The sequence below is a fragment of the Nocardia sp. NPDC006982 genome (assembly GCF_042869435.1).
Lineage (GTDB): Bacteria > Actinomycetota > Actinomycetes > Mycobacteriales > Mycobacteriaceae > Nocardia.
The window spans coordinates 252,186-278,065 of record NZ_JBIAFV010000002.1 but is presented as its reverse complement, the minus strand read 5'-3'; the positions used below and the strand labels follow the sequence as shown (position 1 = coordinate 278,065).

Below are 25,880 nucleotides of genomic sequence, written 5' to 3'. Positions count from 1 at the left end.
GTCATTTCATACCTCGCAAAGCTCGGTCGCGGACAGCCTCGTCGCGCAGTGCGCGGGAAATCCGGGAACGATGCAGATCCGGTGTACCCCAGGCCGACCGCAGCGCGGTCACCCTGGTCAACCAGAGCGACAGGTCGTACTCGGCGGTGTAGCCGATCGCGCCGTGCACCTGCAGCGCCGCGCGCGCTGCCCGATAGGCCGCATCGCCGCAGGCGATCACCGCGGCCGAAACGTCGCGCCCGCGCGTGGTTTCACCCATCGTCAATGCCGCCCGATAGAGCAGCGGCTCGGCCAGATCCAGCCCGATCAGCACATCGGCCAACTTCTGCTTCACGGCCTGGAATTCGCCGATCGGCTTACCGAACTGCTTGCGCTGCTTGGCATATTCGGTGGCCGCGGCCAGCAATGCCCGTCCCGCACCGAGCAACTGCGCCGCATTGGCCAGCGCACCGGAATCGAAGGCCGCCCCAACCGCCTCGAGCACCTGCTCACCTTCGGCGACAACGGCATCGGATTCGATGACGAACAGTCGCCGCGCCGGATCGACCGATCGCACCAGACCCGCGCGATGTCCGGTGCGGAGCTGATTACCGTCGGCGATGAGCACGACGTCGGCGGTATCGGCATCCAATGCGACCGTGCCGTGTTCGGCCGAGGTGAATGCCAGCGTGCCGAGCGCCGCACCGTCCGCGAACTCGGGCAGCCAGCGCGCGGCCGGTGCGGTATCCGGAAGGGCTTGCAGCAGTGCGGGTATCGCGGCCGCCGTCTCGACCAGCGGGCCGGGCGCGGCGGCGCGGCCGATCTCCTGGAATGCGACGACGAGATCGATCGGCTCCGCACCGACACCGCCGTGCTGCTCCTCGACGGCAAGACCGAGCGCACCCGCACCGGCCAGGTGCCGAATGAGCGCGCGTCCGGGCCGGGGATCGCCCGCGGCCCAGCTGCGCACCGCGGCTGGTGTCCGTCCGGCGTCGAGCAGCTTGCGCAGGCTGGTGCCGAAGTCGAGTTGTTCCGGGCTGAGCGCGAATCTCATCGGCTGCTCCCTCTCGGTAGTCCGAGCAGCCGCTCGGCGATGATATTGCGCTGAATCTCATTGGTGCCTGCGTAGATCGGGCCGGACAGCGAGAACAGATAGCCGTCGGTCCACGACCCGGACCGCTCGGCCGCACCGCCGAGTACCTCCAGCGCGGTCTCGTGCATGGCGATATCCAATTCGGACCAGAACACCTTGGTGATCGAGGATTCCGCGCCCAGCTTGCCGCCCTCGTTCAACCGGGTGACCGTGCCGAAGGTGTGCAGCCGATAGGCCTCGCTGCCGATCCAGGCGTCCACCACCGCATCGCGCTGCGCGGTATTGGTGCGGTCGCCGGTGTCGAGCCAGAGATCGATGAGCCGCTGCGCGGTGGCGCTGAAGCGGCCCGGGGACCGCAGCGACAGTCCGCGCTCATTGCTCGACGTACTCATCGCGACCCGCCAGCCGTCGCCGGGCTCGCCGATCACATCGCGATCCGGCACGAAGACATCGTCGAGGAAGATCTCCGCGAAGCCGGGTTCCCCGTCCAACTGCGGAATCGGCCGTACCGAAACACCATCCGCGGAGAGCGGGAACATCACATAGGTGAGTCCGCGATGCCGCCCCCGGCGGCTGCGGTCAGGCCCGGAGGCGGCAGCCTGCGTAACCACGGAGGGCCCCGCATCCGCCGCATCGGACACAGCCTCGGGATCGCTGCGGAACAGCCCGAAGGCCCAGTCCGCGAATGTTGCTCGCGAACTCCAGGTCTTCTGACCGCTCAATAGCCAGCCGCCGGTGGTGCGTCGCGCGGTCGAGCGGATACCGGCCAGATCGCTGCCCGCCTCCGGCTCGGACCAGGCCTGCGCCCAGATATCGTCACCGCGTGCCATTCGCGGCATGATCCGTTCCAACTGCTCCGGCGTGCCGTGTTCGAAAAGTGTCGGCGCCAGCAGGAATATGCCGTTCTGGCTGACCCGCCCCGGTGCACCGGCGGCGTAGTACTCCTGCTCGAACAGCACCCACTCCAGCAGCGAGGCATCGCGCCCGCCGTACTCCTGCGGCCAGGCGACGACCGACAGCCGCGCCTCGGCGAGCGTGCGCTCCCACTCGCGATGCGCCTCGAACCCGGCCTTGGTATCCATCGAAGGCAGCGGCTTCGCGGGTTTGGCGGCGGCGAGGAATTCGCGGACTTCCCGCTGGAATTCCTGCGTCGCCTGATCGAGATCCAGATCCACTACGTTGTCCCGTTCTGCTCGGACGTCGAGGCCGTCGTCGCGTTGGCCTTCATCGACTTGGCGTTCATACCGCCGAGCGAATCCGCGCCGACCTCGGCATTGTGCGCATGTGCGAAGTGATGCAGGCCGAATACCGAATCCATGCCCGCCCGCATGCCCATCAGATCCTCGGCCTGGTTGACCGCCTTCTTGGTCAGCGCGAGCCCGAATTGCGGCATGGTGGCGATCTTTTCGGCCAGTTCGAGGGTTTCGGTCTCGAGCTGGTCGCGCGGCACGACGCGATTGACCATGCCCCACTCCTTGGCCTGCGCCGCATCGAAGCGGTCACCGGTGAACAGGAACTCCTTGGCCGCGCGCGGACCCATCACCCACGGATGGGCGAAGTACTCCACACCCGGAATGCCCATGCGCACAACGGGATCGGAGAAGAAGGCGTCATCGGAAGCGATGATCAGATCGCAGACCCAGGCCAGCATGAGCCCGCCCGCGATGCAGGCGCCCTGCACCATGGCAATGGTCGGCTTCGGAATTTCCCGCCAGCGTCGGCACATGCCGAGGTACACCTCGAGCTCGCGCGCGAAACGCTGGTCACCGCCGACCTTGTCGACGTGATCCCACCAGAGCGCGGCCTTGTTCTGGTAGCGCACATGGTGATCACGGCCGGGAGTGCCGATATCGTGCCCGGCGCTGAAGTGTTTTCCATTGCCCGCCAGGACGATCACGCCGACCTCGGGATCCTCGACCGCGCGCTCGAAGGCGGCGTCGAGAGCGTAGGTCATCACCGAGTTCTGCGCATTGCGGTAGTCGGGCCGGTTGAGCGTCACGATGGCGACCCGCCCGCGCCGTTCGTACGTGACGACGTCCGGCTCATAGGGGATCTCGGACATTACGACTTCTCCTCACGTAGTTCACGTTTCAGCACTTTCCCGGCCGCGCTATAGGGCAATTGGTCCCGGAATTCGATGAACCGCGGCACCTTGAAATTCGCCAGCACCGTGCTCGCATGTGCGCGCACCTGCTCCTCGGTGAGTCCCGCGCCGGGCTTGCGCACCACAAACGCCTTGCCCACCTCGCCCATTCGGGTATCCGGCACCCCGATGACCGCGGATTCGGCCACCCCGTCGAGCCGGGCCAGCGCCTGTTCCACCTCCGCCGGATACACATTGAATCCGCCGGAGATGTACATATCCTTGAGTCGATCGGTGATCTTCAGATAGCCGCGCTCGTCGATCGTGCCGATATCGCCGGTGTGCAGCCAGCCCTCGGTGTCGATGGTTTCTGCGGTGCTTTCCGGATCGTCGAGGTAGCCGACCATGACATTCGGGCCGCGCAGCAGCACCTCACCTTCCGGACTCAGCCGCAGTTCGAAATCGGCGATCGGCCGGCCACAGGTGCCCGCGATGGTCGCGGCATCGTCGTCCGCGCGGCACATCGTGCCGAATCCGGCGGCCTCGGACAGCCCGTAGCCGGTGATGACAACGTCGAAGTCGAGTTCCGAACGCATGCGCTCGACCAGCACCACCGGTACGGTCGCGGCGCCGGTGACGGCGACCCGCAGGGTGCTCAGGTCGAAGTTGTCCCGGTCCGGGAAGTCCAGGATGGTCTGGTAGATGGTCGGCGGTCCGGGCAATACCGTGATCTTCTCTTCGCCGACCAGTCGCATGGTCACCGGCACATCGAAGGTCGCCTGCGGAATGATCGTCGCGCCGGTCACCAGGCACGCGAGAATGCCTGCCTTGTAACCGAAGTTGTGGAAGAACGGGCTGACCACCAGATAGCGATCGGAGCTGTCGAGGGTGGTGCATTCGGCCCAGGCCCGCACCACCGACAGCGCCTGGCGATGCGCGACCAATGTGCCCTTGCTGCGTCCGGTGGTGCCGGAGGTGAACAGGATGTCGGAAATATCCTCGGGGTCGACATCTTCGGCACGCTTCACGGCATCGGCCGGCGGGACGGATTCGGCTACTTCCGCCAGCTGCGACCAGTTCAGCGCGGTGGGATCGTCGGTATCCGACTCGACCGGAATGACCACCACCGTATCGATGTGCAATTCCGGTGCTGCGGCACGCAATTCGGCCAACCGATCCCTGCCGAGGAAGGTCCCGGCAATGAACAGTGCCTTGGCCTCGACCCGCTCCAGCACATCGGCGGCCTCGTCCGCGACGTAGCGGGTGTTCAACGGCACCAAGGCGGCGCCCGCGTAGTGCGCGGCCAGGGCGGCGATCACCCAGTGGTAGGTATTCGGCGCCCACATGGCGACCCGATCGCCCGGCTGCACGCCACGGGCGATCAGCGCCCGCGCCACCTGCTGCACCGCCGCCAGCAACTGCGCCCAGTCCAGCCGTACGTCGCCGTCGCCGAGGGCGGGCGCGGTGCCGAAGGTGCGCGCGGCATCGTGCAGTGCCATGGGTGTCGTTTGTGCAGGGGTTGTCACGGGTGTCCTCACCGTCGGCGGGGTCTTTTGCTGCCTTTGCTCGATAAAAGCGGTCCGGCTCTAACAAAGCAAGTGCTTGGTAGGTTATCCTACCGGCGTGGTTGCTATCCAGGCGTCAGATTCCGACAAGGGGGGCGGGCCCGAAGGGCAGGGGGGTGGGAACAATACTGCCGCACAGGACGCGCGGTTTTCCGCAGAAGTGCGCGAGTGGTTGGCCGAGAACCTCGACGGCGAGTTCCGTGCGCTGCGCGGACTCGGCGGGCCCGGCCGCGAACACGAGGCCTTCGAAGAACGCCTCGCCTGGGACCGGCATCTGGCCGCCGCAGGCTGGACCTGCCTCGGCTGGCCCAAGGAGTGGGGCGGGCGCGAGGCCTCGGTGCGCCAGCAGGTGATCTTCCATGAGGAATACGCCAAGGCGAACGCGCCCGCGCGGGTTTCCCACGTCGGTGAGGAACTGCTCGGTCCGACGGTATTGGCCTTCGGCACCCAGGTGCAGAAGCAGCGGTTCCTGCCGGGGGTCCGGAATGTGACCGAGCTGTGGTGCCAGGGCTACTCCGAACCCGGCGCGGGCTCGGACCTGGCGGCCATCACCACCAGCGCCCAGCTCGACGGCGACGAATGGTCGATCAACGGCCAGAAGATCTGGACTTCGCTGGCCCATGTGGCCGACTGGTGCTTCGTCGTCGCGCGCACCGAAAAGGGTTCGACCCGGCACAAGGGCCTTTCCTACCTGCTGGTTCCGATGCATCAGCCCGGTATCGAGGTCCGCCCGATCATCCAGCTGACCGGCACCTCGGAATTCAACGAGGTCTTCTTCGATGACGCCCGCACCGCCGCGGACCTGGTCGTCGGCGAACCCGGTGACGGTTGGCGCATCGCCATGGGCACGCTCACCTTCGAGCGCGGCATCTCCACCCTCGGCCAGCAGATCCGATTCGCTCGCGAACTGGCCGATATCGAGGCATTGGCCCGCCGCACCGGCGCGGCCGACGACCCGTTGATCGCAGACCGTATCGATAAGGCATGGGTCGGCCTGCGTGTGCTGCGCGCGCACGCGCTGCGCACCATGCAGGACAGCACCGCCGACGACGGCGGCCAGGCCTCGGTTTCGAAGCTGTTGTGGGCCAACTGGCATCGCGGCCTCGGCGAATTGGCCATGGCCGTGCTCGGTCCCGCCGGTCTGGTGGCCGATGAGCACGATCTCAACGAATGGCAGCGGCTGTATCTGTTCACCCGCGCCGACACGATCTACGGAGGTTCGAACGAAGTGCAGCGCAATATCATCTCCGAGCGCGTGCTCGGACTGCCGCGGGAGGCTCGCCCATGAATGGACCGCTTTCCATTGCGCCGCAGCCCATTCCGGGGCACGGTCTGCTGACCGGACGCAATGCCGTGATCACCGCCGCGGCGGGCACCGGCATCGGCTCCGCGACCGCGCGCAGGTTGCTCTCCGAGGGTGCCGATGTCGTCGTATCCGACTGGCACGAGCGACGTCTCGCCGAAACCGAGGTCGAGCTGAAGGCCGAATTCCCGGAGCACCGGGTCGCCTCGATCGTGTGCGATGTGCAGAGCAGCGAACAGGTCAACGAGTTGATTCGCGGTGCCGCAACCGCATTGGGCCGCATCGACATCATGGTCAACAATGCCGGACTCGGCGGCGAGACACCGGTCGTCGATATGACCGACGAGCAGTGGGACCGAGTCCTGGACATCACCCTCAACGGCACCTTCCGCTGCACCCGCGCCGCCCTCGGCTACTTCCGCGATGCGGGCCACGGCGGTGTCATCGTCAATAACGCCAGCGTGCTCGGCTGGCGCGCGCAATACGGCCAGGCGCACTACGCCGCCGCCAAGGCCGGCGTCATGGCCCTGACCCGTTGCAGCGCCGTCGAGGCCGCCGAACTCGGCGTCCGCATCAATGCCGTCGCCCCGAGCATCGCCAGGCACGCCTTCCTCGACAAGGTCAGCTCGACCGAACTCCTCGACCGCCTCTCCGAACGCGAAGCCTTCGGCCGCGCGGCGGAGCCATGGGAGGTTGCCGCCACCATCGCCATGCTGGCCAGTGACTACACCACCTACCTCACTGGCGAAGTGGTCTCGGTAAGCAGCCAGCGCGCCTGATCTACGCTTTCGTGCCGCGCAGTGATGCGACGCCATTGGGCAACCGCATCTTGGGATTAGCGGTGCGAGCCAGCCGCAAGGCGAGATACCCGCTCTATCGACCCCAACGGAGCGAGTTTTACGAGTGACACCAGGGGGCCGCGAACACGCCGCGCCGCAGGCGCGGCAAATCAGACAGAGCCGTCTGATCAGGTAAAAAAGGCCGGGACGCGGGCCGTGCACCTGTGCAATGCTGGGAGTGGTCGAATCCCGCACTCCCCTAAGGGGCGATGGCTATGGGGCAGGATCGCCCACCGGCCCGCGAACAACTGGAACTCGAATTGGTGCGCGAAGTCGTGCTGGCCAGGCGACGTCTGGACAGCATGGTGCTCGCGGCACTCACCCTCGGTGCCGAACTCATGGACCACACGTCCGAGCGCGCGACCGCGACCCGGACCGCCCAGATTCTCGAGCGGTATGCGATCGATGAATCCGAGGTCGCCCGTGATCCGCGCGGTGCGTTGCGTGCCGATATGACACGCGATTATGAGCGCGCCTGCCGCGTCGGACTCAGCGCCGCATCGCTCGGATCCGAACAGGACCGCAGACGGCGGCGGCAGACGGCACTGTTGTGTGAGGTGCGAGCTGATCTGCTCGACGTCATTCGCAAATGCCGCAAATTCCGTTTCGATCGCGAGGCATTCGCCGACGAGATCGCCCAAGGTCTGTGTGCCGCGACGGACAAGCTGGTGGTCGGCGCGGATATGGATACCTATCGTGCCTGGCAGCGCGGCATGATCCTCAAACTGATCGAGGAGCCGGTCCCATTCGGCCCACCGCGCGTCATGGCTACCGTGGACGCGGGCCCGGACCGCAGCCCGCTGACTGTCGAATGGGACAGCTGTGAGCGCAGGCTCGCGCTGGTCGCCCGGATGGCGCGCGCGGGCGTCTCACCGGTCGTGATCTGCGACCGACTCCTTGCCGACCTGTCGGTGTCGTCACCACTGCGCTATTCGATGCGCTGACCAATCGAGGCACGCGGCTGGCCCAAGCAAATGCTTGGTTGTATTATGAGCCGTGTGACCGCACCAGACGCCTCGAAATCAGCTCGGCGCAATGAATTGCTCGCACTCGCGGCCCAACTGTTCGCTGAGCGTGGGCTGCGTGCGACCACCGTGCGGGATATCGCCGATGCGGCCGGGATTCTATCGGGGAGCCTCTATCACCACTTCGATTCCAAGGAGTCGATGGTCGACGAGATTCTGCGCGGCTTCCTCGACGATCTGTTCGGCCGGTACCGGGAGATCGTGGCCTCCGGGCTCAGTTCGCGAGATACCTTGGAAGCCTTGGTAATCGCGTCCTACGAATCCTTCGACCGCTCACACGCCGCAGTGGCGATCTACCAGGCCGAGGCCAAGCGCCTGCGCGATTCGGAGCGGTTCACCTATATCGCGGACTACAACCGCGAATTCCGCGAGCTGTGGCACCGGGTGTTGATCAATGGCGTCGAGGACGGCAGCTTCCGGCCGGAACTCGACGTCGAATTGGCCTACCGGTTCCTCCGGGACACGGTTTGGGTTGCGGTGCGGTGGTACGAGCCCGGCGGCTCGATCACCGTCGAGAATCTCGCCAAGCAGTACCTGACCATCGTGCTCGACGGCCTGACCGTGCCGTAGTCGATTTCGGCGGTCGCGTGGCCCAGCGTGGGCTACGCGAGCTACCGCCTCCAGGCCCGTCGCTCCCGCCGGGCAACACCAAGTAGGAGTTCTCCATGTCAGCACCATCCGCTCGCCGCCCGTACACCCCGCTGCGGGACGCCTATGTGATCGACGCGGTGCGTACGCCGGTCGGCAAGCGCAATGGCGCGCTGGCCGCGGTGCATCCGGCCGATCTCGGTGCGGCCGCATTGCGTGGGCTGCTGGATCGCAACCCCGTTGATCCGGCGGTGGTCGACGATGTGATCGTCGGCTGCGTCGACAATATCGGTCCGCAAGCGGGCAATATCGGTCGCACCATGTGGCTGGCCGCCGGCTATCCGGAGGAAGTTCCTGGCGTCACCGTCGACCGGCAGTGCGGATCTTCCCAACAGGCCATCAATTTCGGCGCGCAGGCGATTATGAGCGGCACGGCTGAGGTGATCGTCGCGGGTGGTGTGCAGAATATGAGCGCTATTCCGATCTCGGCGGCCATGTTGGCGGGCAAGGAATATGGTTTCGACGCACCCTTCGTCGGTGCGCAGGGCTGGGACCATCGCTATGGCACCGCGGAGGTTTCGCAGTTCAACGGTGCGCAGATGATCGCCGACAAGTGGAATATCAGCCGGGAAGAGATGGAGCGCTGGGCATTGCGCAGCCATGAGCGCGCCCGCGATGCCATCAAGAACGGCCGCTTCGACGGCGAGATCGTGCCCGTCGGTGATTTCTGGATCGACCAGGGACCGCGCGAGACCTCGCTGGAGAAGATGGCGTCGCTGCCGGTGCTCGCCGAGGGCAGCACGCTGACCGCCGCGGTCGCCAGCCAGATCTCCGACGGCGCGAGCGCGACCCTGCTCGCCTCCGAATGGGCCGTCGCGGAATACGGACTGCGCCCGCGCGCCCGCATCCACCATGTGAGCGCCCGCGGCGCCGATCCGATCATGATGCTCAGCGGCCCGATTCCGGCCACCAAGTGGGCGCTGGAGAAGACCGGTCTGACCATCGAGGATATCGATGTCGTAGAGATCAACGAGGCCTTCGCCCCGGTCGTGCTCGCCTGGCTGCGCGAGACCGGCGCCGATCCGGAGAAGGTGAACGTCAACGGCGGCGCGATCGCCCTCGGCCACCCCCTCGGCGCCACCGGCGCAAAGCTTTTCGCAACGCTTCTCAATGAACTGGAACGCCGCAACGGCCGCTACGGCCTGCTCACCATCTGCGAGGGTGGTGGCACCGCCAACGCCACCATCATCGAACGCCTCAGCTAGCCCAATCCCCATCGAGGGTAGGCAAATGGCGGCTGGCACCCCGGCCCGCAACCACCATTTGACTACCCTCGGCAAAGGAACGCTCGAGAATGCAACCACAGCTGGTGGACTGGGCTGGAAGCTGTGGGCCTGCCCGCCTTACTGCGGGAGGTAAGCCGGGTACGGCACACGACGTACCCAGCATGGCCCGGTAAACCACGGGACGGCAAGCCGTCCCAGGACAGCTGAACCCTGGAATGTCGGTGCAGAACAACAGCCCCACCGCAGCCTGATCAACCCAAACATGCCCACCGCAACCAAACCGTCATCGAGCGTAGTCATATGGCGGCTCAACCAATCGATCCCAACCGTCATATGACTACCGTCGACGGAATCCGGGGTGTCAGTGCGCAGTCAGCGCGGCGATGGTGTCGATCCGCGTGACGGCGTCGGCGACGATGCGGTCGATGAGTTCCTTACAGGTGGGGAGGTCGTCGATGATGCCGGTGGCCTGGCCTGCGGCGAGCACGCCGGCGTGGGTATTGCCCTCGACGAGTCCGGCGCGCAGCAGCATCGGGGTATTGGCGGCCATCACGACCTGAGACCAGCTGAGGTCCTTGGCCTTTCGCATGGCCAGACCGTCACGGACCATGGTCGACCACTTCATGCCGGTCATGCCCTTGAACTTCGCCGCATTGGAGACCGCGGCGGCCAACCCCCGCCAGCGTCCCGAATGTTCCAGGCGATCAACGAGTTCGGTATTCAGCACCCGGTGCGGCATACCGTCGACCTTGAGCGAGACCACGGTGTCCTGCAGCTGTCGCTTCAGGTATTCCTGCTTGACCGCGTCGGGCACGGTGCTCTCCTTGGTCAGCAGGAAACGCGTACCCATCGCGACACCCGCGGCGCCGTAGGCCAATGCGGCCGCCAGACCACGGCCGTCGAAGAATCCGCCTGCCGCGACAACCGGAATATCGACCGCGTCCAGCACCGACGGCAATAGCAGCGTGGTCGCGACCGGACCGGTATGTCCACCGCCCTCGCCGCCCTGCACGATCACCGCATCGGCGCCCCAGGACGCGACCTTCACCGCGTGCTTGGCCGCGCCGATCGATGGAATCACCACCACACCGGCATCTTTCAGCTTGGCGATGAGTTCCTGCTTCGGTGCCAACGCGAATGACGCGACGGCCACCTTCTCTCGGATCAACAGATCGATCCGCTCGGGCGCATCCGTGGCGTCGGCGCGGATATTCACGCCGAAGGGCTTGTCGGTATGCGCCTTGGTCTTCGCGATCGCGGCTTCCAATTCGGCGAATGTCATGGTGGCCGAGGCCAGAATCCCGAGCCCACCCGCCTCGGCCGTCGCCGACACCAGGCTCGGCCCGGCCACCCAACCCATACCGGTCTGCACGATCGGATGCTCGATGCCGACCAATTCGGTCAGCGGTGTCCGTAGCGAACTCATGACGGCACCTCCGATTCCCGAACCTTTTTGGGATCGAGCACATCCCGGATCAACCGCAGCTCTTCCGAGGTCGGCAGCCGGGTCTGGCCGGCCTCGGCCAGTCCGGCGATCTCGAACGAGGTGTTCTCGGCGACCTCGTCGGCGGTGACGCCCGGATGCAGACTGCGCGCCCGCATCGTATGGTCTGGTCCCTCGAAATCGAAGACGCCGAGATTGGTGACCACCCGGTGCAGGTGATGGAACCGATACGCCGGATTGGCCGGATCGACCTTGTCGTAGCCGACGCCCGAGACGATATCGACCTGATCCACGAACACCCGGCGGGTGTGCCGCGAAACCCAGTAGCTGGTCGGATGATTGATGGTGTTGCCCGGCGCGCCGCGCGAACCGAACATCTGCCGGGTCGGCTGCTGCAACGGACCGAATGCCGACAGATTCTGATTGCCGAACCGATCGAGCTGATTGGCCCCCATCACCACATGGCGCCGCCCGGAGGCGACCACATCGAACACCTTGCGGAACGGAATCCACCCCTCGATCGGCGCTTTGGCGCCCAGCGGGGGAGTGTCGGCGAAGAACAGCGCCTCGCCATCGGAGAGCAGCAGATCCGGTTCGGTGGTCAACTTGGCCAGCCGCGCGCCGATGATCGTCATCGGCGACATCGGCGAGGCCATGATTTCCCCTGCGCCGCTGAAGATCTCGGCGCAGGCAATGGCGCAGATCTCGGCCCTGGTGACAGTTTCGGTAGTAGGCCCGCTTGTCACCTGGCCACCACCCGTCACGGAATCGCTTCGCGATGCTGTCATTTCTGCGCCTCCTGTGCGAACTCGCGAACAGCGGCCTGATATTCGTCCTCGGAGACCGCCAGATACTTGTCGACGAACTGCTGCCAGGACTCCGGCGTCTTGGCCGACTCCACATAGTGCTTCTGGAACTTCTCGTCCCGGCCGTAGCTGTCGGCGGCCAGGGTGAAGTGCGCGCCGCCGGGCGCCTCGACCACACCGTCGACCAGCATCCGATTGAGCAATAACGACTGCAGCGGAACGGCTTTCACCAGTTCCTCGGTCTCCACCACCTGCTCCACCGACACATAGCGACGTTCGGCGGCCAGGCAGTACAGGTCGTCGAAGTACGGATCGACACCGGTGTAGGCGGCATTGCCGTGCTTATCGCCGATATTCAAATGCACGAGCGCCGCATCGAGATTCAGCGCGGGCATCGCGATCAGCGTCTCGGTTCGTCCGTCGCTGTCCGGATACGGTGACGCGACGGTCTTCAGCTCACCATCCCAAAAATTCACCACATCGGATCCGAGACCGGCGCGGATCGGCAGGAACGGCAGCCGCGCGGCCGCCGCCTCCAGCCCGCATTTCAACATGCCCTCGTCCATCTCCCGCGCCACCAGCGCGCCGGACGTCCGTGCCTTGGCGAACCACGGATCGTAGAACGGCGGCGAATCCAGCGAGACGAAGCCGTAGTACGCCTTGCGCACCTTGCCCGCCGAACACAGCAGACCGAGATCGGGTCCGCCGTAGCTGACCACGGTCAGATCGGTGATATCCGAGCGCAGGATGGCCCGCACCAGCGCCATCGGCTTGCGCCGCGAGCCCCAGCCGCCGATGCCGATGGTCATACCGCTGCGTAGTTCGCCGACGACCTCGTCGAGCGACATTCGCTTGTCCCGCATCAGTTTTCCTTGCTCTCTTCCTTGCGTGCGGCCAGATCGTCGTCGAACCGCGCACGGATCTCATCCGCGACACCGGCGAGATTCAGTTCGAAGGTGAAGCCCTGTTCGTAGCGGTAGCTGCGGTGCACGTCCTGCACATCGATGCCGTTGAGCGCCCGCTTGGCCGCCCGGATGACCCGGCTGTCCTTGGTCGCGATGTTCTTGGCGACCTCCAGCGCTGCGGCATCGAGTTCGGCGCGCGGCACCACCTGGTACACCGAGCCGAAGTGCTGCAACTGCTGTGCGGTGATGGTGCTCGCCGTATAGAACAGTGCGCGCATCAGATGCTGCGGCACCAACCGGGACAGATGCGTGGCCGCGCCGAGTGCACCGCGGTCGACCTCGGGCAGCCCGAAAGTCGCGTCATCCGAGGCGATTACGACATCGGCATTGCCGACCAGACCGATGCCGCCGCCGAGGCAGAAGCCCTGCACCGCCGCGATCACCGGCACCGGGCAGTCGTAGACGGCCGCGAACGCCTCGAAACAGCCGTGGTTCGCGTCGATCAGCGCCTGATGGCCGGGGGTGCGCTGCATCTCCTTGATATCGACACCGGCGTTGAAGCCGCGGTTCTCGGCGCGCAACACCACCACTTTGGTTTCCGGATCGCGCCCGGCCGCGCGGATCTCATCCGCCAGCGTGAACCAGCCGTCGGACGGTATGGCGTTGACCGGCGGGTAGTCGACCGTGACCACGGTGATGCCGGTTGATTCGGAGTGACGGTTGATCCCCATCGCAAGTCCCATCGTGTGTACGAGGTGGCAAAGCAAGCAGTTGCTTGGTAGGTTAGCACGGTGGCACTCGAAATAGACCTCACCGGCAACGTCGTCCTTGTCACCGGCGGTGTACGCGGGGTGGGCGCGGGCGTCAGCAGGGCTTTCCTGGCTGCCGGAGCGACCGTCGTGGCCTGCGCACGACGACCCGGTGAAGAGCTGGTGGAGCATGAGGGCCGGGAGATCGAATACCTGCCCTGCGATGTGCGCGATGCCGATGCCGTGCAGGGTTTGGTCGACGCGATCGTCGCGCGGCACGGCCGCCTCGATCACCTGGTCAACAATGCGGGCGGCGCTCCGTTCGCCCTCGCCGCCGAGGCCAGCAAGAACTTCCACAGCAAGATCGTCGAGCTGAATCTGCTTGCGCCCCTGCTGGTCTCGCAGGCCGCCAATGCGGTTATGCAGCAGCAGCCGGGCGGCGGCTCCATTGTGATGGTGTCGAGTGTGAGCGGGCATCGACCGTCGCCGGGTACCGCTGCCTACGGCGCGGCCAAGGCGGGCGTCGACAGCCTGACCTCCTCGCTCGCCGTCGAATGGGCGCCGAAGGTTCGGGTGAATTCGCTGGTCGTGGGCCCGGTTGTCACCGAACTGAGCGAATTGCACTACGGCGATCAAGACGGTATCGACGCTGTCGGCGCGACCATCCCGCTCGGTCGGATGGCCCGCCCCGAGGACATCGGCCGCTGCGCCGCCTTCCTGACCTCATCCCTGGCCGCCTTCGTCAGCGGCGCGACGCTGCTGGTGCACGGCGGCGGTGAGCGTCCGGCATTCCTCGCGGCGTCGAATGCGAAAGTCGGCGAGCAGACCGCTAAGGCCTGAACAATCGAACCTGAAAACGAAGAGGACACAACAGGTATGGACACCGAGCAGATCTGCGCGGGGCGCATTGTCATCGTCACCGGCGCCGGCCGCGGTATCGGCCGGGCGCACGCGCTCGCCTTCGCCGCCGCCGGAGCCCGCGTGGTCGTCAACGACCTCGGCTCCGCGCTGAACGGCGCGGCGACCGGTGAGACGCCCGCCGAACAGGTTGTCGCCGAGATCAAAGCACTCGGCGGCGAGGCCGTGGCCAATGGTGACGACGTCGCGGACTGGGACGGCGCTCGCAATCTCATCCGCCAGGCCGTCGACACCTTCGGCGGCCTGGACGTGCTGGTCAACAATGCCGGTTTCGTGCGCGACCGCATGTTGGTGAACCTGGGCGAGGACGAGTGGGATGCGGTGGTCCGGGTCCACCTCAAGGGCCACTTCGCGACTATGCGCCATGCGATCGAGTACTGGCGGGGCGAGTCCAAGGCGGGTCGGCCGGTCGATGCCCGCATCATCAACACCAGCTCCGGTGCGGGCCTGCAGGGCAGTGTCGGCCAGAGCAATTACGGTGCCGCCAAGGCTGGTATCGCGGGCCTGACCCTCACCGCTTCGGCCGAATTCGCGCGCTATGGCGTCACTGTCAATGCCATCGCCCCCTCGGCCCGCACGCGCATGACCGAAACCGTCTTCGCCGAGACCATGGCCGCCCCCGAGGACGGCTTCGACGCCATGGCACCCGAGAATGTCTCGCCGATCGTGGTTTGGCTCGGCAGTGCGCAATCCGCGGCCGTCACGGGCCGGATGTTCGAGGTCGAGGGCGGCAAGGTCGCGCTCGCCGACGGCTGGCGCCACGGCACCGCCGTGGACCGCGGCGCCCGCTGGAATCCGGCCGAACTCGGCCCGGTGGTCGCCGACCTGATCGCCAAGTCCGTTCCGCCGGAGGCGGTGTACGGCGCCTGAGCGCCGAATAGTTCCGGCGGCGCCGAAAGCTGGACGGTTGCTTCACCCGACATAGATCGGTACGGCCGTACTATTTGTCTCTCCGGTTCGGTGGGGTCGTGTCGGCGCGTCCCTCGATTCGTGTTCCGGCCCTAGGGGTGCGCGGATGCGGTCCGCAGCGGGTCTGTCGCCGGGCGAACGGACCGACCCGGGTTCTACTGTGGGCACGTCCGATTCGCCGCTGCGCGGCATCGACATACGTACTGGTCTGCCCGGTTAGTCCAGCGCGCGTTGGGGATCGACGCGGAAATGTGTTCGGGATTGCAGCCGAACTCCGATGGCATGATCTGGGCGGTCGACCGAGAACCGGCGTATGGCGGGTCGGGCGTGTCGAATACCCGGCGTGGCCCGAGCCACAGCGCGGATCTGGGCTGGGGTTTACTATGGGCTCCCGTTCGTTGAAGTCCCGGAACTGAAGTGTTGCGACCGGGCAAGAGATCTGCGCTATTTCGGATGAGGGGAAGGCTGGCGCATGGCCGTTGGTCGCACGTCGCGTGTGGTCGCAGTACTTGCGACTGTCGCCGGCTTTGCGCTACTCGGGGGTGTTTCGGCCGAGGCGCAGCCCGACGGCGCCTGCTCGCAGTGCACGGACCCGAATAATCCGACGCCGGATTCGAACGGCGATGTCTGGATGCCGCTGACGATTCCGGGCCAGTCGAGTGTCGGTTCGCCGATCGATCCGACCGACGCCGCAGCCGGTGTGCACCCCGCCGCCGGTCCCGGCTCGGCCGCCGCCAGTTCAGCCGCAGCTGGTTCAGCCGCGACGGGTCTGCTCGGCGCACTGCTCGGCGGTGGCTCGGTAGGCGTGGGCACCATCATCGGCACCGGCTCCGCGGGCGTCGGTGCGATCATCGGCACCGGCTCGGCCGGTGTCGCCACCATTCTCGGTACCGGATCCGCTGCCGTCGGCTCGGCGGCCGCCGGTACGGGTTCGGCTGTGCTCGGAACTGGTTCCGCCGCAGTCGGTTCCGCCGGCTCGGCGCTGGCGGGTACGGGTTCAGCCGCGGTCGGCTCGGCCGGTGTCGGTTCCGCGGGCGTCGGCTCGGCCGGAACCGGTTCTGCCGCTGTGGGTTCGGCAGCCGTCGGTTCCGCTGCGGTCGGTTCGGCTTCGCCGCTGCTGCTGCTCTTGATCCCGCTGCCGACACCGCCCGCGCCCGCGGTACCGTCCGGTCCGATCATTGTTCCGCCCGCACCGGGTGCACCACACCTCGCCCCGGTCCCGGTGGCCGCGCCACCCGCCCCTGCTCTCGAGCAGGCACCTCCGCCACCAGCGCCTCCGGGATCGCCTGCCGCGCCGCCGGCGGTGTCGGCCAAGCCGAATCCGGACGTCCGGCCGACCAGCGCAGACGACGGCCTGCCGAAGCCCAACGTACTGGGTGTCGTCGGCGGCCTGATCGCGCTCGCACTGGCCGGAACCGGCTCCGGCGCAGTGAGTTTCCAGAGCGCGTCGGCCGCGCAGGCCCGCATCGATGCCGCTCGTGCCGAATTCTTCGGACCGAGAACGTAAGGGGGCGTTCGATGACCGAAAGCAGGACCCAAAGCGGACTCCGGGCCTACCGCCGGGTCGCGGCCGCGGTCGACGCGGTATGCGCCGTCGCCGCGGATTCCGATGCGACCACCCTGGAGGAGGTCGTCGCCTCCATTGCCAGCGAGCGGCGTCGCGAAATCGAAATCGCCAGTGCCGAACTGGGTCCCGGTGTCTGCGGCCAGCGCCGGTTCTATCCGGACCGCGATGTCATCGTGCTCGCCACGGCACTGCCGAGCCGCGACCACACGCTCGCACACGAATTGGGCCATATCGTCTTCGATCACGAGGGTGCGCCCGCGCCGGAGGTGACGCTCGAGGCCAGCGACGATCTGATCGCCTACATGCTCAGTCAGCGGGCGCATCAGCAGATCGTCGACGACGGTGCGGACGAACTCGCCGAATGGGAGGCCGAAACCTTCGCCGCCATGTTGATGACCCGACTCCGCGTATTCAACAGCCGGGGCGCAGGCGTCTCGGTCCTTCGATTCGATGAGGCGCTGGGATGACCCTCTGGTTGACGGCCATGCTGGTCTGGGTTGCCGCCGGTGCGCGTGTGGGGCGCGTGCTGGTGAAGCCCGCGACGACCGCCCGGGTGGCGATCGTCGTCGCGGTCGCGGCGGTCGCACTCGCGGCCACCGTCGCGGTTCCGGAAATCGCGCTGGCGCTGGACAACCTGCTACCGCGCGGCCTGCGTTCGGGCATGCTCTCCGACGGCATCATCGCCTCGGCCTGGATCCTCTTCGCGGCCGCGACCTCGGTGGTCGCCTCGGCCGCGTGGCCGGTCGTGTCCCGCAGCAATCTGCGCCAGATCGCCTTGGCCATCTATGGCGTCGGTGTGCTCGTAGTGGCGGTGAATCTGTTCTGGTCCACCACCTTCGGCTGGATAGTCGTCGCACTCGGCTGTGTATTCGTCGTTGTCACCGGTGTGCGCAATCTGGACTGGACCACCCTCGGTCGCGGTATCGCGATCTATACCGCGGGCACCGCGGTCGTCGCGGTACTGGCCGCGCTGCAGGTCCGCCGGGCCTACATCGATGCGCCGGCCGCGCGGGCCGGCGAACCGGACTGGGCCTGGCCGATCTGGGCGGCGGGCGCGCTGCTCATCGCGTTCGGTGCGGTCTGGATCGTGGTGGAGTTGTGGGTGCGTGCGCGAATCCTGTTGCGGCAGATCAAGGTTCTGCACCGCATCATGGTCGGCCGGTTTCCGGAGGTGGTCGCCCACGAGCAGACCGGTACCTCGACGCAGCTCAAGGCATCCGATCAGGTCGCGCAGATCATGGACGCGCTGTATCTGCAATCCGGCGGCGGCGTCGAAATTGTCACCGCGGGCCCGCCGCCGCCACTGGTATCGGCGCGTGCGGACCGAGTTGCGCAGTGGGCGCGAAACCCATTGGGCGATGTAGTAGTAGACGCACGGTGGATTGCTCCGCCCGAGGGCATTAGTCCTCGCGGTTGGGTCCAGACAATCGCGCGCGCCTACGAAGCGGGTACCGGAGCCGCTGCCCGAAATTGATCGTGTGCAATCAAAACCGATCAGTCCGAAGCATTCCGAGGACTCGCTCCGGGTATTCAATACGGTTGACATAGCAAGGAATCCGGCAAGGCTCTGATGGCCTGCCGGATTCCATGTGTCTACCGACGTATCCGCACAACTGATTTCGTCACAACGCGGTCACTCGAGGCGCGCGCTTTTATCGCAACCCTGCACTTGTTGCCAAGCCCATAATTCATGGGTGGTGCAAGTCGAGAAGCATCCATACCCATGACGCAGTACGGTGCGACCCTGTGGGTCGCACCGTACTGCGCTGTGGGAGAACCTATTCGGTACCGTCCGGAGGGATTTCGGGCAGACCTTCGCTTGCCCGCAATTTCTCCGCCATGGAGGTGAGGAGGTTCTGTGATTCTTCGGACAGATCGAACGCCCTACTCGACAGCCGTCGCAGTCCGTAGCCCTGCAGCTGGGACAGCAACTCCAGATCGTGATCGATCTTGGCGGCATAGATGTCGTTGAAGAAGTAGTCCGGCTTGACCTTGAAGAACTTGGCCAGTGCAGCCACCGTTTCGTCCGACGGGTTGGTCCGCTGTCCCGACCGCAACTGCGAGAGGTACGGTTTCGAGATCGGATGCCCGGAGGCCGTCAGCGCAGCCGCAACCTCCGCGTTGGTGTGCGGCTTGCGCCCCGGGGGATGCACGGTTTCGAACAGCTTGTTCAGCCGCGCCGCGAAATCAGCCATTGTGAGCCGCCCAATTCCCTTCGCTGTACTAACAGTCGTTATCTCGGATACGTATCATTGATATTAGCGGCTCAGTAACTGAAAACCTACGCCTGATTCAGGATTTCCTTGAAGCTTCTAGGTACCGCTCCGGTGAAGTCACTGCGACGGTTGCGTTTGCGGGTCACGCCAACGGCTCTTGAGAAGGGGTGGTGTGAACCGGTTCTGGCCCGTCGCGAGGGTCTTCCCCGATAGGTCTATGATAGCGAAAAGATAGCTGATAGGTCATCTACGTGCCTGTACTGGAGTTTGTGTGGCGTACGACACGTTTTGGGCTCATTGGGATGAACGTTCAACTTTGGAGCAGAATTGGTTGAAACTGCTACAAGCGCTCGATGATGGTGCCTGTCGCCAATGCGCCACCTGCGCACATGAGCACCATCGCGGTGCTGCCGCCGGAACGCTCCAGTTCGTGCAAAGCCGTTGTGATGAGCCGAGATCCGGTTGAACCGACGGGATGTCCGAGGGCAATCGCGCCGCCGTTTACATTCACCCGGTCCATGTCTGGTTTGTGTACAGAAGCCCATGAAAGTGCCACTGCCGCAAAGGCTTCATTGATCTCGAAAAGGTCGATGTCGCCGATATTCATTCCGGAGCGCTCGAGCAGCCGGGTGCAGGCCTGCACCGGACCGTCGAGATGGAACTCGGGCTCCGCGCCGACGAGCACCTGGCTCACGATCCGCGCGCGCGGGCGCAAACCCGCTCGCTGCGCGGCCTTTTCGTCCATCAGCAGTACGGCGGCCGCGCCGTCGGAGATCTGCGAGGAGGTGCCCGCGGTGTGGATTCCGCCCTCGAGTACCGGCTTCAGCTTGGCCAGCCCCTCGGGCGAGGTCTCGCGCAAGCCCTGATCCCTTGTCACGTCCAGCTTTTCGCCGGTGAGCTTGCCTTCCTTGTCGACACCGGGCGCGGTCACGGTGAGCACCTCGCGATCGAAGCGTCCCTCGGCCCAGGCCTGGGCGGCCAACCGCTGCGAGCGGACGCCTAGTTCATCGAGATCGTCGCGAGTGAAGCCGCGCCGCTTGGCAATACGCTCGGCGGCCTCGAACTGATTCGGCAGATCGATATTCCAGGAGGCCGGGCGACGCGGGCCCGCGTTTTCGCCGACGTTGGCGCCCAACGGAACTCGGCTCATCGCCTCCACACCGCATGCCATGCCGATATCGATGGCGCCGGTCGCGATCAGTCCGGCGATCAGATGGTTGGCCTGCTGCGCCGATCCGCACTGCGCGTCGATGGTGGTTGCGCCGACCTGCCACGGCAGTCCGGCGTGCAGCCAGGCCACGCGGGTCACGTTGTTGGACTGTTCGCCTGCCTGGGTGACGCAGCCGCCGATGACCTGTTCCACCGCTGCGGGATCCAGGTGCGCCCGCTCGAGCAGTCCGCGCTGGGCCACGCCGAGCAGTTCGGCGGCGTGCAGACCGGCGAGCCAGCCGCCGCGCTTGCCGATGGGGGTGCGAGCGGCCTCGACGATGACGGGTGTGCCCATGTCCAACCTTTCTTTCGGGACAGAAACTGAAACGTGTGTTTACGCGCGATACGGCGGAATCTGTCCTGTTCTTCCCTCATTATGCAGCCTATGCTTCAATGATTGTAGAACGTGTTTCAGTTTGTCGAAGGAGACATCTGGTGGTAGACCAGCGCAATGCCCGGCCGAACCTGCCGGATGGGTTCGATGTCACGGACCCGGACATTTATGCCGAGCGTGTTCCGGTCGAGGAGTACGCCGAACTGCGCCGTACCGCACCGATCTGGTGGAATCCACAGCCCCCCGAGGTCGGCGGCTTCCACGACGACGGCTTCTGGGTGGTGAGCAAGCATGCGGACGTCAAGGAGGTGTCGCGTCGCAGCGAGGTGTTCTCCACCTTCGAAAACACCGCGATCCCGCGCTTCAACGACGACATCACCCGCGAGCAGATCGAACTGCAGCGCTTCGTCCTGTTGAACATGGACGCACCGCAGCACACCAAACTGCGCAAGATCATCTCCCGTGGCTTCACCCCGCGCGTGATCAACGGCCTGCGTGCCGAACTGAAGACCAGGGCCGAGGCCATCGTGAAGGAAGCGATGGAGAACGGCGCGGGCGACTTCGTCACCCAGGTCGCCTCCGAACTGCCGCTGCAGGCGATCGCCGAGCTGATCGGCATCCCGCAGGAGGACCGCAGGAAGGTCTTCACCTGGTCCAACGATATGACCGGCTACGACGATCCGGAGAGCACAGCCGATCCGGTCGCCGCCTCCGCCGAGGTGCTCGGCTACGCGTACCAAATGGCCGCGGCGCGTAAGGAATGCCCGGCCGACGATATCGTTACCAAGCTGATCGAGGCGGATGTCGACGGCGATGAGCTGACGCCGGAGGAGTTCGGCTTCTTCGTGATCATGCTGGCCGTCGCGGGCAATGAGACCACCCGCAATGCGATCACCCACGGCATGGCGGCCTTCCTGGAACATCCGGACCAGTGGGAGCTGTTCAAGAAGGAGCGTCCGGCCACCGCCGCCGACGAGATCATTCGCTGGGCCACCCCGGTCACCTCGTTCCAGCGGACCGCGCTGGAGGACACCGAACTCGGCGGCGTGCAGATCAAGAAGGGCCAGCGGGTGGTCATGCTCTACCGCTCGGCCAACTTCGACGAAGAGGTCTTCGAGAACGCGGAGAAGTTCGACATCATGCGAAAGGACAACCAGCACTTGTCCTTCGGCGGTACCGGCGCGCACTTCTGCATCGGCGCGAATCTGGCGCGGATGGAGGTCGATCTGATCTTCAACGCCATTGCCGACGCCATGCCCGATATCACCAAGCTCGGTGACCCCAAGCGGCTGCGGTCCGGCTGGCTCAACGGGGTCAAGGAATTCCAGGTCGACTACAAAGCCTCGGGCTGCCCGGTCGCGCACTGAATCGCCGGGGATCCAGGCTTGTGTCGGCAGCCTGGGTCCCCGGCCCTCGGTGACAGAAAAGGGCCCCCGCACCGGTTTGCCCAATAGCCGGTGCGGGGGCCCTTGTTGTGCTGCCCCCGAGGGGAGGGGCAGCGCGCTCAGGTGATCGGCTTGGCCGTAGCCATGGCGCGGTCGACCTCCCAGAAGGCCCGCAGCGCGGCGATTTTGCCTGATCCGTCGACCTTGTAGGTGAACACACCCTCGGCATCGATCTGGTGCCCGCCCATCTTGGTGCGGATCAGACCGGTGAAGGCGATCTCGTTACCGCAGGCGAAGGAGTCCTCGAACAGGAACTCGATCGAATCGGTCTTCGCGATCGCCATATCCCAGAAGGCCGCGATGGCCTCCTTACCGCGATGGCCCTTGCCCTCCGGATCGAAACCCGAAGGGCCGATGGGATCTTCGACAATGCCGTCGGTTGCGAACAGATCGACCCAGGCCTGCTTGTCCCTGGCCCGCACCGCGGCCTGCGAGGCGAGGCCGGCGGTCCTTGCTGGATGTTCGGAAGTACTCATACGCGTGCCTTCGCGACGATGGGGTCCTCGATATTCTTCGCGGCGAAGCGGCGCAGCGAATCCTGCTTTGCCGCCAGCTCACCGTCGAAGCCGATGCCGTCGGCCAGCCACGGGACCACGATCGCGTCGGTCACCCCAGCATCGGCCAGATCCTGATATCCGGAGCGCCCGAACTTGTCGATGCACACCGCTTGGATTTCGAAAGGCACACTCTCCCGGCCGAATTCGGTGCGCAGCGCGCCGAGCTTGCCGATGGTGACGCACAGTTCGTCGTAGGTCATCATCGCCGAGGTCCAGCCGTCGCCGACCTTGGCGGCCCGGCGCAGTGCGGGCGCCGTGTGGCCGCCGATGTAGAACGGCACCGGCTCGCTCGGCGCCGGGCTGATCTGCAGCGGCTCGAAGTCGAAGAACTTCCCGTGGTACTCGACCATGCCACCGCCGAGTACCAGCTTGATGACCTCGATCATCTCGTCGACCCGTGCGCCACGGTCGGCGTAGGGCACGCCGCACCATTCGAATTCCTCAGGTGCCCAGCCGATTCCGACTCCGAACCCGAACCGGTTACCGGACAGGTTGGCGACCGAGCCCACCTGGCGCGCAAGCAGCAGCGGATTGCGTGAGCCGAGCTTGAGCACGTTGGTGTAGAAGCGAATCCGGCTGGTCACCGCCGCCATGGCGGTCGCACCGATGAGCGGGTCGACCCATGGCGTGTCCGGGCCCCAGAAGCGGCTGCCGTCGGCGGTGTAGGGATACTTCGCCGCCGCCGACTTCATATAGAACAGCGAATCCGGTAGGGCGATCGACGAAAATCCGTACTCCTCAGCGGTTTTCGCCAATTCCGGCAGCTGCTCCAGCGGACTCAGCGCGATACCGACGGTGAACTTCAGCGGGGTCATCAGTTCGGCTGCTCCGAGCCGACCACCCACATCGAGAAGTACTGCGACCCACCGCCGTACGCGTGTCCGAGCGCCTTCTTGGCATTCGCGACCTGGTAGTCCCCGGCCCGGCCCATGACCTGCTTGGCGGCCTCGGCGAATCGGATGAGTCCGGAGGCACCGATCGGATTCGAGGAGAGCACGCCGCCGGACGGATTGACCGGCAGGGTCCCGCCGATCTCGGTCTCGCCCTTATCGGTGAGCTTCCAGCCGTCGCCCTGCGGGACGAAGCCCAGGTTCTCCAGCCACATCGGCTCGAACCAGGAGAACGGCACGTAGATCTCGGCGACATCGATTTCGTTGAGCGGGTCGGTGATTCCGGCGGCCTGCCACAGTGCGGCCGCCGCATCCTGTCCGGCCTGTGGATTGACCTGATCGCGTCCGGCGAAGGTGGTCGGCTCGGTGCGCATGGCGGTGCCGTGCACCCACGCGACCTTCTTGCCGGTGGCCTCGACGGCCTTCGCGGCATCCTCGTCACCGATCACCACGGCGCACGCACCGTCCGAGGACGGGCAGGTCTCGTCGAATCGGATGGGATCCCACAGCATTTGGGAGGAGAGCACCTTCTCCAGCGTGATATCGGGCTGGTGCAGATGTGCCAGCGGATTCTTCGCGCCGTTGCGGCGATCCTTCACCGCCACCATCGCGCCGATATGGCCCGGGGCATTCGAGCGACGGATGTAGGAACGCACGTGCGGTGCGAAGTAGCCGCCCGCACCCGCGCCGACCGGCATGGTGAAGGGCACCGGAAACGACAACGCCCACATGGCATTCGATTCCGACTGCTTCTCCCAGGCGATCGCGAGTACGCGCTTGTGCACCCCCGCCTGCACCAGATTGGCGGCGACGATACCGGTGGAGCCGCCGACGGATCCGGCGGTGTGCACGCGCAGCAGCGGTTTTCCGGTGGCGCCCAACGCATCCGCCATATACAGCTCGGGCATCATGACGCCCTCGAAGAAGTCCGGCGCCTTACCGACCACCACCGCATCGATATCGGCGATGGTGAGTCCGGCGTCGACGAGTGCACGATCGATCGCCTCGCGGCACATGCCCGCCATGGACACATCGGTTCGTTTCGTCACGTGATGGGTTTGTCCGGTGCCGAGCACCGCAGCAGGGAAACTCATCGGCTCGCCTCCGAATCCAAAACGGCTACCAGGTTCTGTTGCAGCGCCGGACCGCTGCTGGCATGGGCGAGCGCGCGATTCGCGGTACCCGCGATAATCGCCTCGGCCGCGAAGCCGATGCGCTCCAGACCCGCCGCGAACATCGGATTGGCGGCGAGTGCGCCGCCCGACGGATTCACCTTGGTCTCGGACCGCAGGCCGATGGCCTCGGCGAGAATCAGCTGCTGATGGCTGAACTGCGCATGCAGTTCGGCGATATCGAAGCCGCTGGTATCGCCGCCGGTAACCGACTGTGCCGCCGCGGAAGTCGACGCAGAGACGGTCAGATCGCGGGCGCCGAGATTGGGGGTGTCCACCCGATGCGCCATGCCGGTGATCCAGGCCGGACGTTCGCACAGTTCGCGCGCCCGGTCGCCGACCGCGAGCACGATGGCGGCCGCGCCGTCGGTGATCGGTGCGACATCGTGCGCGCGCAGCGGATCGGCGACATACGGTGCGGCGAGCAGAGTTTCGACATCGCCGGAATCACCGGCGGCCACCGCCGCCATATCGCGCTCGGTCCAGCGTCCCGCATCCAGTCCGGCCTGCGCCTGCAGACCCGCGATGGACAGTGCGTCCGGCCACAACGGAGTGACCAGATACGGATCGAGTTGCATGGTCAGAACCTGGCGCAGCGTACCTGCCGAGGACTTGCCGAACCCGTACACCAGCGCCGTCTGCGCTTGGCCGGAGCGGAGTTTCACGAATGCCTCGTAAAGCGCCCACGCGGCATCCATTTCGACATGCGATTCGTTGATCGGCGGCACCGCGCCGATGGCATCGACCGCCGAGATGAACGAGAAGGCTCGGCCGGCAAGGTAATCCGAGGAACCCGAGCACCAGAAGTCGATATCGGACTTGGTAATGCCGAGTCGGGCGTAGAGTTGCTGGAAGATCGGCACCAGCATCTCGACACCATTGGTGGTGCCGAAGGTCTCCGGCACATGCGGTGCGTGAGCGAAGCCCACAACCGCGATGTCGCAAGGGGGACGGTAGCCGTCGGAGCGTGCGGAGACGGCGGGGTGGGTAGGCAGAGC

Annotated in this window: 25 protein-coding genes; 11 read left to right on the top strand and 14 right to left on the bottom strand. The window is 65.8% G+C overall.

Annotated elements, in window-relative coordinates:
• Position 1: 1 nt before the first annotated feature.
• The 4 genes from ACFYOW_RS10300 to ACFYOW_RS10285 are packed head-to-tail and all read right to left on the bottom strand — an operon-like array spanning position 2 to position 4,681.
• A complete protein-coding gene (locus ACFYOW_RS10300; RefSeq protein WP_387286495.1) occupies positions 2–1,033 on the bottom strand; it encodes an acyl-CoA dehydrogenase family protein in 1,032 nt (343 codons plus the stop codon).
• Positions 1,030–2,247, bottom strand: coding sequence for an acyl-CoA dehydrogenase family protein (locus ACFYOW_RS10295; RefSeq protein ID WP_387286493.1), 1,218 nt, complete (start codon positions 2,245–2,247; stop codon positions 1,030–1,032). Before ACFYOW_RS10295 ends, ACFYOW_RS10300 begins: the two co-directional genes overlap by 4 nt.
• Positions 2,247–3,134, bottom strand: coding sequence for an enoyl-CoA hydratase (locus tag ACFYOW_RS10290; RefSeq protein ID WP_327095138.1), 888 nt, complete (start codon positions 3,132–3,134; stop codon positions 2,247–2,249). The genes ACFYOW_RS10295 and ACFYOW_RS10290 overlap by 1 nt, the downstream gene beginning before the upstream one ends.
• Positions 3,134–4,681: a FadD3 family acyl-CoA ligase gene (locus ACFYOW_RS10285; protein ID WP_387286491.1), complete on the bottom strand. Its 1,548-nt coding sequence runs from the start codon at positions 4,679–4,681 to the stop codon at positions 3,134–3,136. The genes ACFYOW_RS10290 and ACFYOW_RS10285 overlap by 1 nt, the downstream gene beginning before the upstream one ends.
• A gap of 97 nt (positions 4,682–4,778) precedes the next feature.
• Between ACFYOW_RS10285 and ACFYOW_RS10280 the strand changes: the two genes are divergently transcribed.
• The 5 genes from ACFYOW_RS10280 (at position 4,779) to ACFYOW_RS10260 (ending at position 9,740) form a co-directional block, all read left to right on the top strand.
• Positions 4,779–6,008 (top strand): acyl-CoA dehydrogenase family protein, encoded by a 1,230-nt coding sequence (locus tag ACFYOW_RS10280; RefSeq protein ID WP_387286489.1) that lies wholly within the window; start codon positions 4,779–4,781, stop codon positions 6,006–6,008.
• The gene (locus tag ACFYOW_RS10275; protein ID WP_387286487.1) at positions 6,005–6,802 is read left to right on the top strand and encodes an SDR family oxidoreductase; all 798 of its coding nucleotides are present in this window, start codon (positions 6,005–6,007) and stop codon (positions 6,800–6,802) included. The genes ACFYOW_RS10280 and ACFYOW_RS10275 overlap by 4 nt, the downstream gene beginning before the upstream one ends.
• 275 nt (positions 6,803–7,077) lie before the next feature.
• Complete coding sequence (locus ACFYOW_RS10270; RefSeq protein ID WP_387286485.1) at positions 7,078–7,806, top strand: hypothetical protein; 729 nt, start codon at positions 7,078–7,080, stop codon at positions 7,804–7,806.
• A 45-nt stretch (positions 7,807–7,851) separates the two neighbouring features.
• Positions 7,852–8,457: a TetR/AcrR family transcriptional regulator gene (locus tag ACFYOW_RS10265; protein WP_040696837.1), complete on the top strand. Its 606-nt coding sequence runs from the start codon at positions 7,852–7,854 to the stop codon at positions 8,455–8,457.
• A gap of 95 nt (positions 8,458–8,552) precedes the next feature.
• Complete coding sequence (locus ACFYOW_RS10260; RefSeq protein ID WP_387286483.1) at positions 8,553–9,740, top strand: acetyl-CoA C-acetyltransferase; 1,188 nt, start codon at positions 8,553–8,555, stop codon at positions 9,738–9,740.
• A gap of 382 nt (positions 9,741–10,122) precedes the next feature.
• Here the strand turns inward: ACFYOW_RS10260 and ACFYOW_RS10255 are convergent, their stop codons facing one another.
• Genes ACFYOW_RS10255 through ACFYOW_RS10240 form a run of 4 tightly spaced genes read right to left on the bottom strand, consistent with a single transcriptional unit; the run spans position 10,123 to position 13,647 of the window.
• Positions 10,123–11,187: an NAD(P)H-dependent flavin oxidoreductase gene (locus tag ACFYOW_RS10255; RefSeq protein ID WP_387286481.1), complete on the bottom strand. Its 1,065-nt coding sequence runs from the start codon at positions 11,185–11,187 to the stop codon at positions 10,123–10,125.
• Positions 11,184–11,993, bottom strand: a complete 810-nt coding sequence (locus ACFYOW_RS10250; RefSeq protein WP_387286479.1) for a CoA-transferase subunit beta — start codon at positions 11,991–11,993, stop codon at positions 11,184–11,186. The genes ACFYOW_RS10255 and ACFYOW_RS10250 overlap by 4 nt, the downstream gene beginning before the upstream one ends.
• Entirely contained in the window at positions 11,990–12,874 is an 885-nt protein-coding gene (locus ACFYOW_RS10245) for a CoA transferase subunit A (protein WP_387286477.1), read from the bottom strand. Before ACFYOW_RS10245 ends, ACFYOW_RS10250 begins: the two co-directional genes overlap by 4 nt.
• Positions 12,874–13,647: an enoyl-CoA hydratase family protein gene (locus ACFYOW_RS10240; RefSeq protein WP_063047705.1), complete on the bottom strand. Its 774-nt coding sequence runs from the start codon at positions 13,645–13,647 to the stop codon at positions 12,874–12,876. The genes ACFYOW_RS10245 and ACFYOW_RS10240 overlap by 1 nt, the downstream gene beginning before the upstream one ends.
• A gap of 60 nt (positions 13,648–13,707) precedes the next feature.
• Here ACFYOW_RS10240 and ACFYOW_RS10235 point away from each other — a divergent pair, with 60 nt between their 5' ends.
• From ACFYOW_RS10235 to ACFYOW_RS10215, 5 genes are all read left to right on the top strand, one after another.
• A complete protein-coding gene (locus tag ACFYOW_RS10235; RefSeq protein ID WP_387286475.1) occupies positions 13,708–14,505 on the top strand; it encodes an SDR family oxidoreductase in 798 nt (265 codons plus the stop codon).
• A 36-nt stretch (positions 14,506–14,541) separates the two neighbouring features.
• Positions 14,542–15,453: an SDR family oxidoreductase gene (locus ACFYOW_RS10230; RefSeq protein WP_387286473.1), complete on the top strand. Its 912-nt coding sequence runs from the start codon at positions 14,542–14,544 to the stop codon at positions 15,451–15,453.
• Between the two features lie 511 nt (positions 15,454–15,964).
• A complete protein-coding gene (locus ACFYOW_RS10225) occupies positions 15,965–16,999 on the top strand; it encodes a hypothetical protein (protein WP_387286471.1) in 1,035 nt (344 codons plus the stop codon).
• 11 nt (positions 17,000–17,010) lie between these two features.
• A complete protein-coding gene (locus ACFYOW_RS10220) occupies positions 17,011–17,526 on the top strand; it encodes an ImmA/IrrE family metallo-endopeptidase (RefSeq protein WP_387286469.1) in 516 nt (171 codons plus the stop codon).
• Positions 17,523–18,533, top strand: a complete 1,011-nt coding sequence (locus ACFYOW_RS10215) for a hypothetical protein (protein ID WP_387286467.1) — start codon at positions 17,523–17,525, stop codon at positions 18,531–18,533. The genes ACFYOW_RS10220 and ACFYOW_RS10215 overlap by 4 nt, the downstream gene beginning before the upstream one ends.
• A 304-nt stretch (positions 18,534–18,837) precedes the next feature.
• On the opposite strand, the gene ACFYOW_RS10210 is transcribed toward ACFYOW_RS10215, so the two are convergent.
• On the bottom strand, positions 18,838–19,254 hold the full coding sequence (locus ACFYOW_RS10210; RefSeq protein WP_011207048.1) for a helix-turn-helix domain-containing protein: 417 nt from the start codon (positions 19,252–19,254) through the stop codon (positions 18,838–18,840).
• A 361-nt stretch (positions 19,255–19,615) separates the two neighbouring features.
• Complete coding sequence (locus ACFYOW_RS10205; RefSeq protein ID WP_387286465.1) at positions 19,616–20,779, bottom strand: steroid 3-ketoacyl-CoA thiolase; 1,164 nt, start codon at positions 20,777–20,779, stop codon at positions 19,616–19,618.
• A 98-nt stretch (positions 20,780–20,877) separates the two neighbouring features.
• Between ACFYOW_RS10205 and ACFYOW_RS10200 the strand changes: the two genes are divergently transcribed.
• The gene (locus ACFYOW_RS10200; RefSeq protein ID WP_387286463.1) at positions 20,878–22,185 is read left to right on the top strand and encodes a cytochrome P450; all 1,308 of its coding nucleotides are present in this window, start codon (positions 20,878–20,880) and stop codon (positions 22,183–22,185) included.
• Between the two features lie 137 nt (positions 22,186–22,322).
• On the opposite strand, the gene ACFYOW_RS10195 is transcribed toward ACFYOW_RS10200, so the two are convergent.
• Genes ACFYOW_RS10195 through ACFYOW_RS10180 form a run of 4 tightly spaced genes read right to left on the bottom strand, consistent with a single transcriptional unit; the run spans position 22,323 to position 25,877 of the window.
• Positions 22,323–22,739: a nuclear transport factor 2 family protein gene (locus ACFYOW_RS10195; RefSeq protein ID WP_387286461.1), complete on the bottom strand. Its 417-nt coding sequence runs from the start codon at positions 22,737–22,739 to the stop codon at positions 22,323–22,325.
• Entirely contained in the window at positions 22,736–23,626 is an 891-nt protein-coding gene (locus tag ACFYOW_RS10190) for a TIGR03619 family F420-dependent LLM class oxidoreductase (RefSeq protein ID WP_387287442.1), read from the bottom strand. Before ACFYOW_RS10190 ends, ACFYOW_RS10195 begins: the two co-directional genes overlap by 4 nt.
• 8 nt (positions 23,627–23,634) lie before the next feature.
• Positions 23,635–24,804, bottom strand: coding sequence for a thiolase domain-containing protein (locus tag ACFYOW_RS10185; RefSeq protein WP_387286459.1), 1,170 nt, complete (start codon positions 24,802–24,804; stop codon positions 23,635–23,637).
• Positions 24,801–25,877, bottom strand: coding sequence for a thiolase domain-containing protein (locus ACFYOW_RS10180; RefSeq protein WP_387287440.1), 1,077 nt, complete (start codon positions 25,875–25,877; stop codon positions 24,801–24,803). Before ACFYOW_RS10180 ends, ACFYOW_RS10185 begins: the two co-directional genes overlap by 4 nt.
• Between the last annotated feature and the right edge of the window lie 3 nt (positions 25,878–25,880).

What these genes read in the sequence shown, in the direction of transcription:
- ACFYOW_RS10300 (WP_387286495.1), bottom strand. Translation starts at nt 1,033, where the DNA reads ATGAGATTCGCGCTCAGCCCGGAACAACTCGACTTCGGCACCAGCCTG.
- ACFYOW_RS10290 (WP_327095138.1), bottom strand. Translation starts at nt 3,134, where the DNA reads ATGTCCGAGATCCCCTATGAGCCGGACGTCGTCACGTACGAACGGCGC.
- ACFYOW_RS10275 (WP_387286487.1), top strand. Translation starts at nt 6,005, where the DNA reads ATGAATGGACCGCTTTCCATTGCGCCGCAGCCCATTCCGGGGCACGGT.
- ACFYOW_RS10270 (WP_387286485.1), top strand. Translation starts at nt 7,078, where the DNA reads ATGGGGCAGGATCGCCCACCGGCCCGCGAACAACTGGAACTCGAATTG.
- ACFYOW_RS10265 (WP_040696837.1), top strand. Translation starts at nt 7,852, where the DNA reads ATGAGCCGTGTGACCGCACCAGACGCCTCGAAATCAGCTCGGCGCAAT.
- ACFYOW_RS10260 (WP_387286483.1), top strand. Translation starts at nt 8,553, where the DNA reads ATGTCAGCACCATCCGCTCGCCGCCCGTACACCCCGCTGCGGGACGCC.
- ACFYOW_RS10255 (WP_387286481.1), bottom strand. Translation starts at nt 11,187, where the DNA reads ATGAGTTCGCTACGGACACCGCTGACCGAATTGGTCGGCATCGAGCAT.
- ACFYOW_RS10250 (WP_387286479.1), bottom strand. Translation starts at nt 11,993, where the DNA reads ATGACAGCATCGCGAAGCGATTCCGTGACGGGTGGTGGCCAGGTGACA.
- ACFYOW_RS10245 (WP_387286477.1), bottom strand. Translation starts at nt 12,874, where the DNA reads ATGCGGGACAAGCGAATGTCGCTCGACGAGGTCGTCGGCGAACTACGC.
- ACFYOW_RS10240 (WP_063047705.1), bottom strand. Translation starts at nt 13,647, where the DNA reads ATGGGGATCAACCGTCACTCCGAATCAACCGGCATCACCGTGGTCACG.
- ACFYOW_RS10230 (WP_387286473.1), top strand. Translation starts at nt 14,542, where the DNA reads ATGGACACCGAGCAGATCTGCGCGGGGCGCATTGTCATCGTCACCGGC.
- ACFYOW_RS10225 (WP_387286471.1), top strand. Translation starts at nt 15,965, where the DNA reads ATGGCCGTTGGTCGCACGTCGCGTGTGGTCGCAGTACTTGCGACTGTC.
- ACFYOW_RS10220 (WP_387286469.1), top strand. Translation starts at nt 17,011, where the DNA reads ATGACCGAAAGCAGGACCCAAAGCGGACTCCGGGCCTACCGCCGGGTC.
- ACFYOW_RS10215 (WP_387286467.1), top strand. Translation starts at nt 17,523, where the DNA reads ATGACCCTCTGGTTGACGGCCATGCTGGTCTGGGTTGCCGCCGGTGCG.
- ACFYOW_RS10210 (WP_011207048.1), bottom strand. Translation starts at nt 19,254, where the DNA reads ATGGCTGATTTCGCGGCGCGGCTGAACAAGCTGTTCGAAACCGTGCAT.
- ACFYOW_RS10205 (WP_387286465.1), bottom strand. Translation starts at nt 20,779, where the DNA reads ATGGGCACACCCGTCATCGTCGAGGCCGCTCGCACCCCCATCGGCAAG.
- ACFYOW_RS10200 (WP_387286463.1), top strand. Translation starts at nt 20,878, where the DNA reads ATGATTGTAGAACGTGTTTCAGTTTGTCGAAGGAGACATCTGGTGGTA.
- ACFYOW_RS10195 (WP_387286461.1), bottom strand. Translation starts at nt 22,739, where the DNA reads ATGAGTACTTCCGAACATCCAGCAAGGACCGCCGGCCTCGCCTCGCAG.
- ACFYOW_RS10185 (WP_387286459.1), bottom strand. Translation starts at nt 24,804, where the DNA reads ATGAGTTTCCCTGCTGCGGTGCTCGGCACCGGACAAACCCATCACGTG.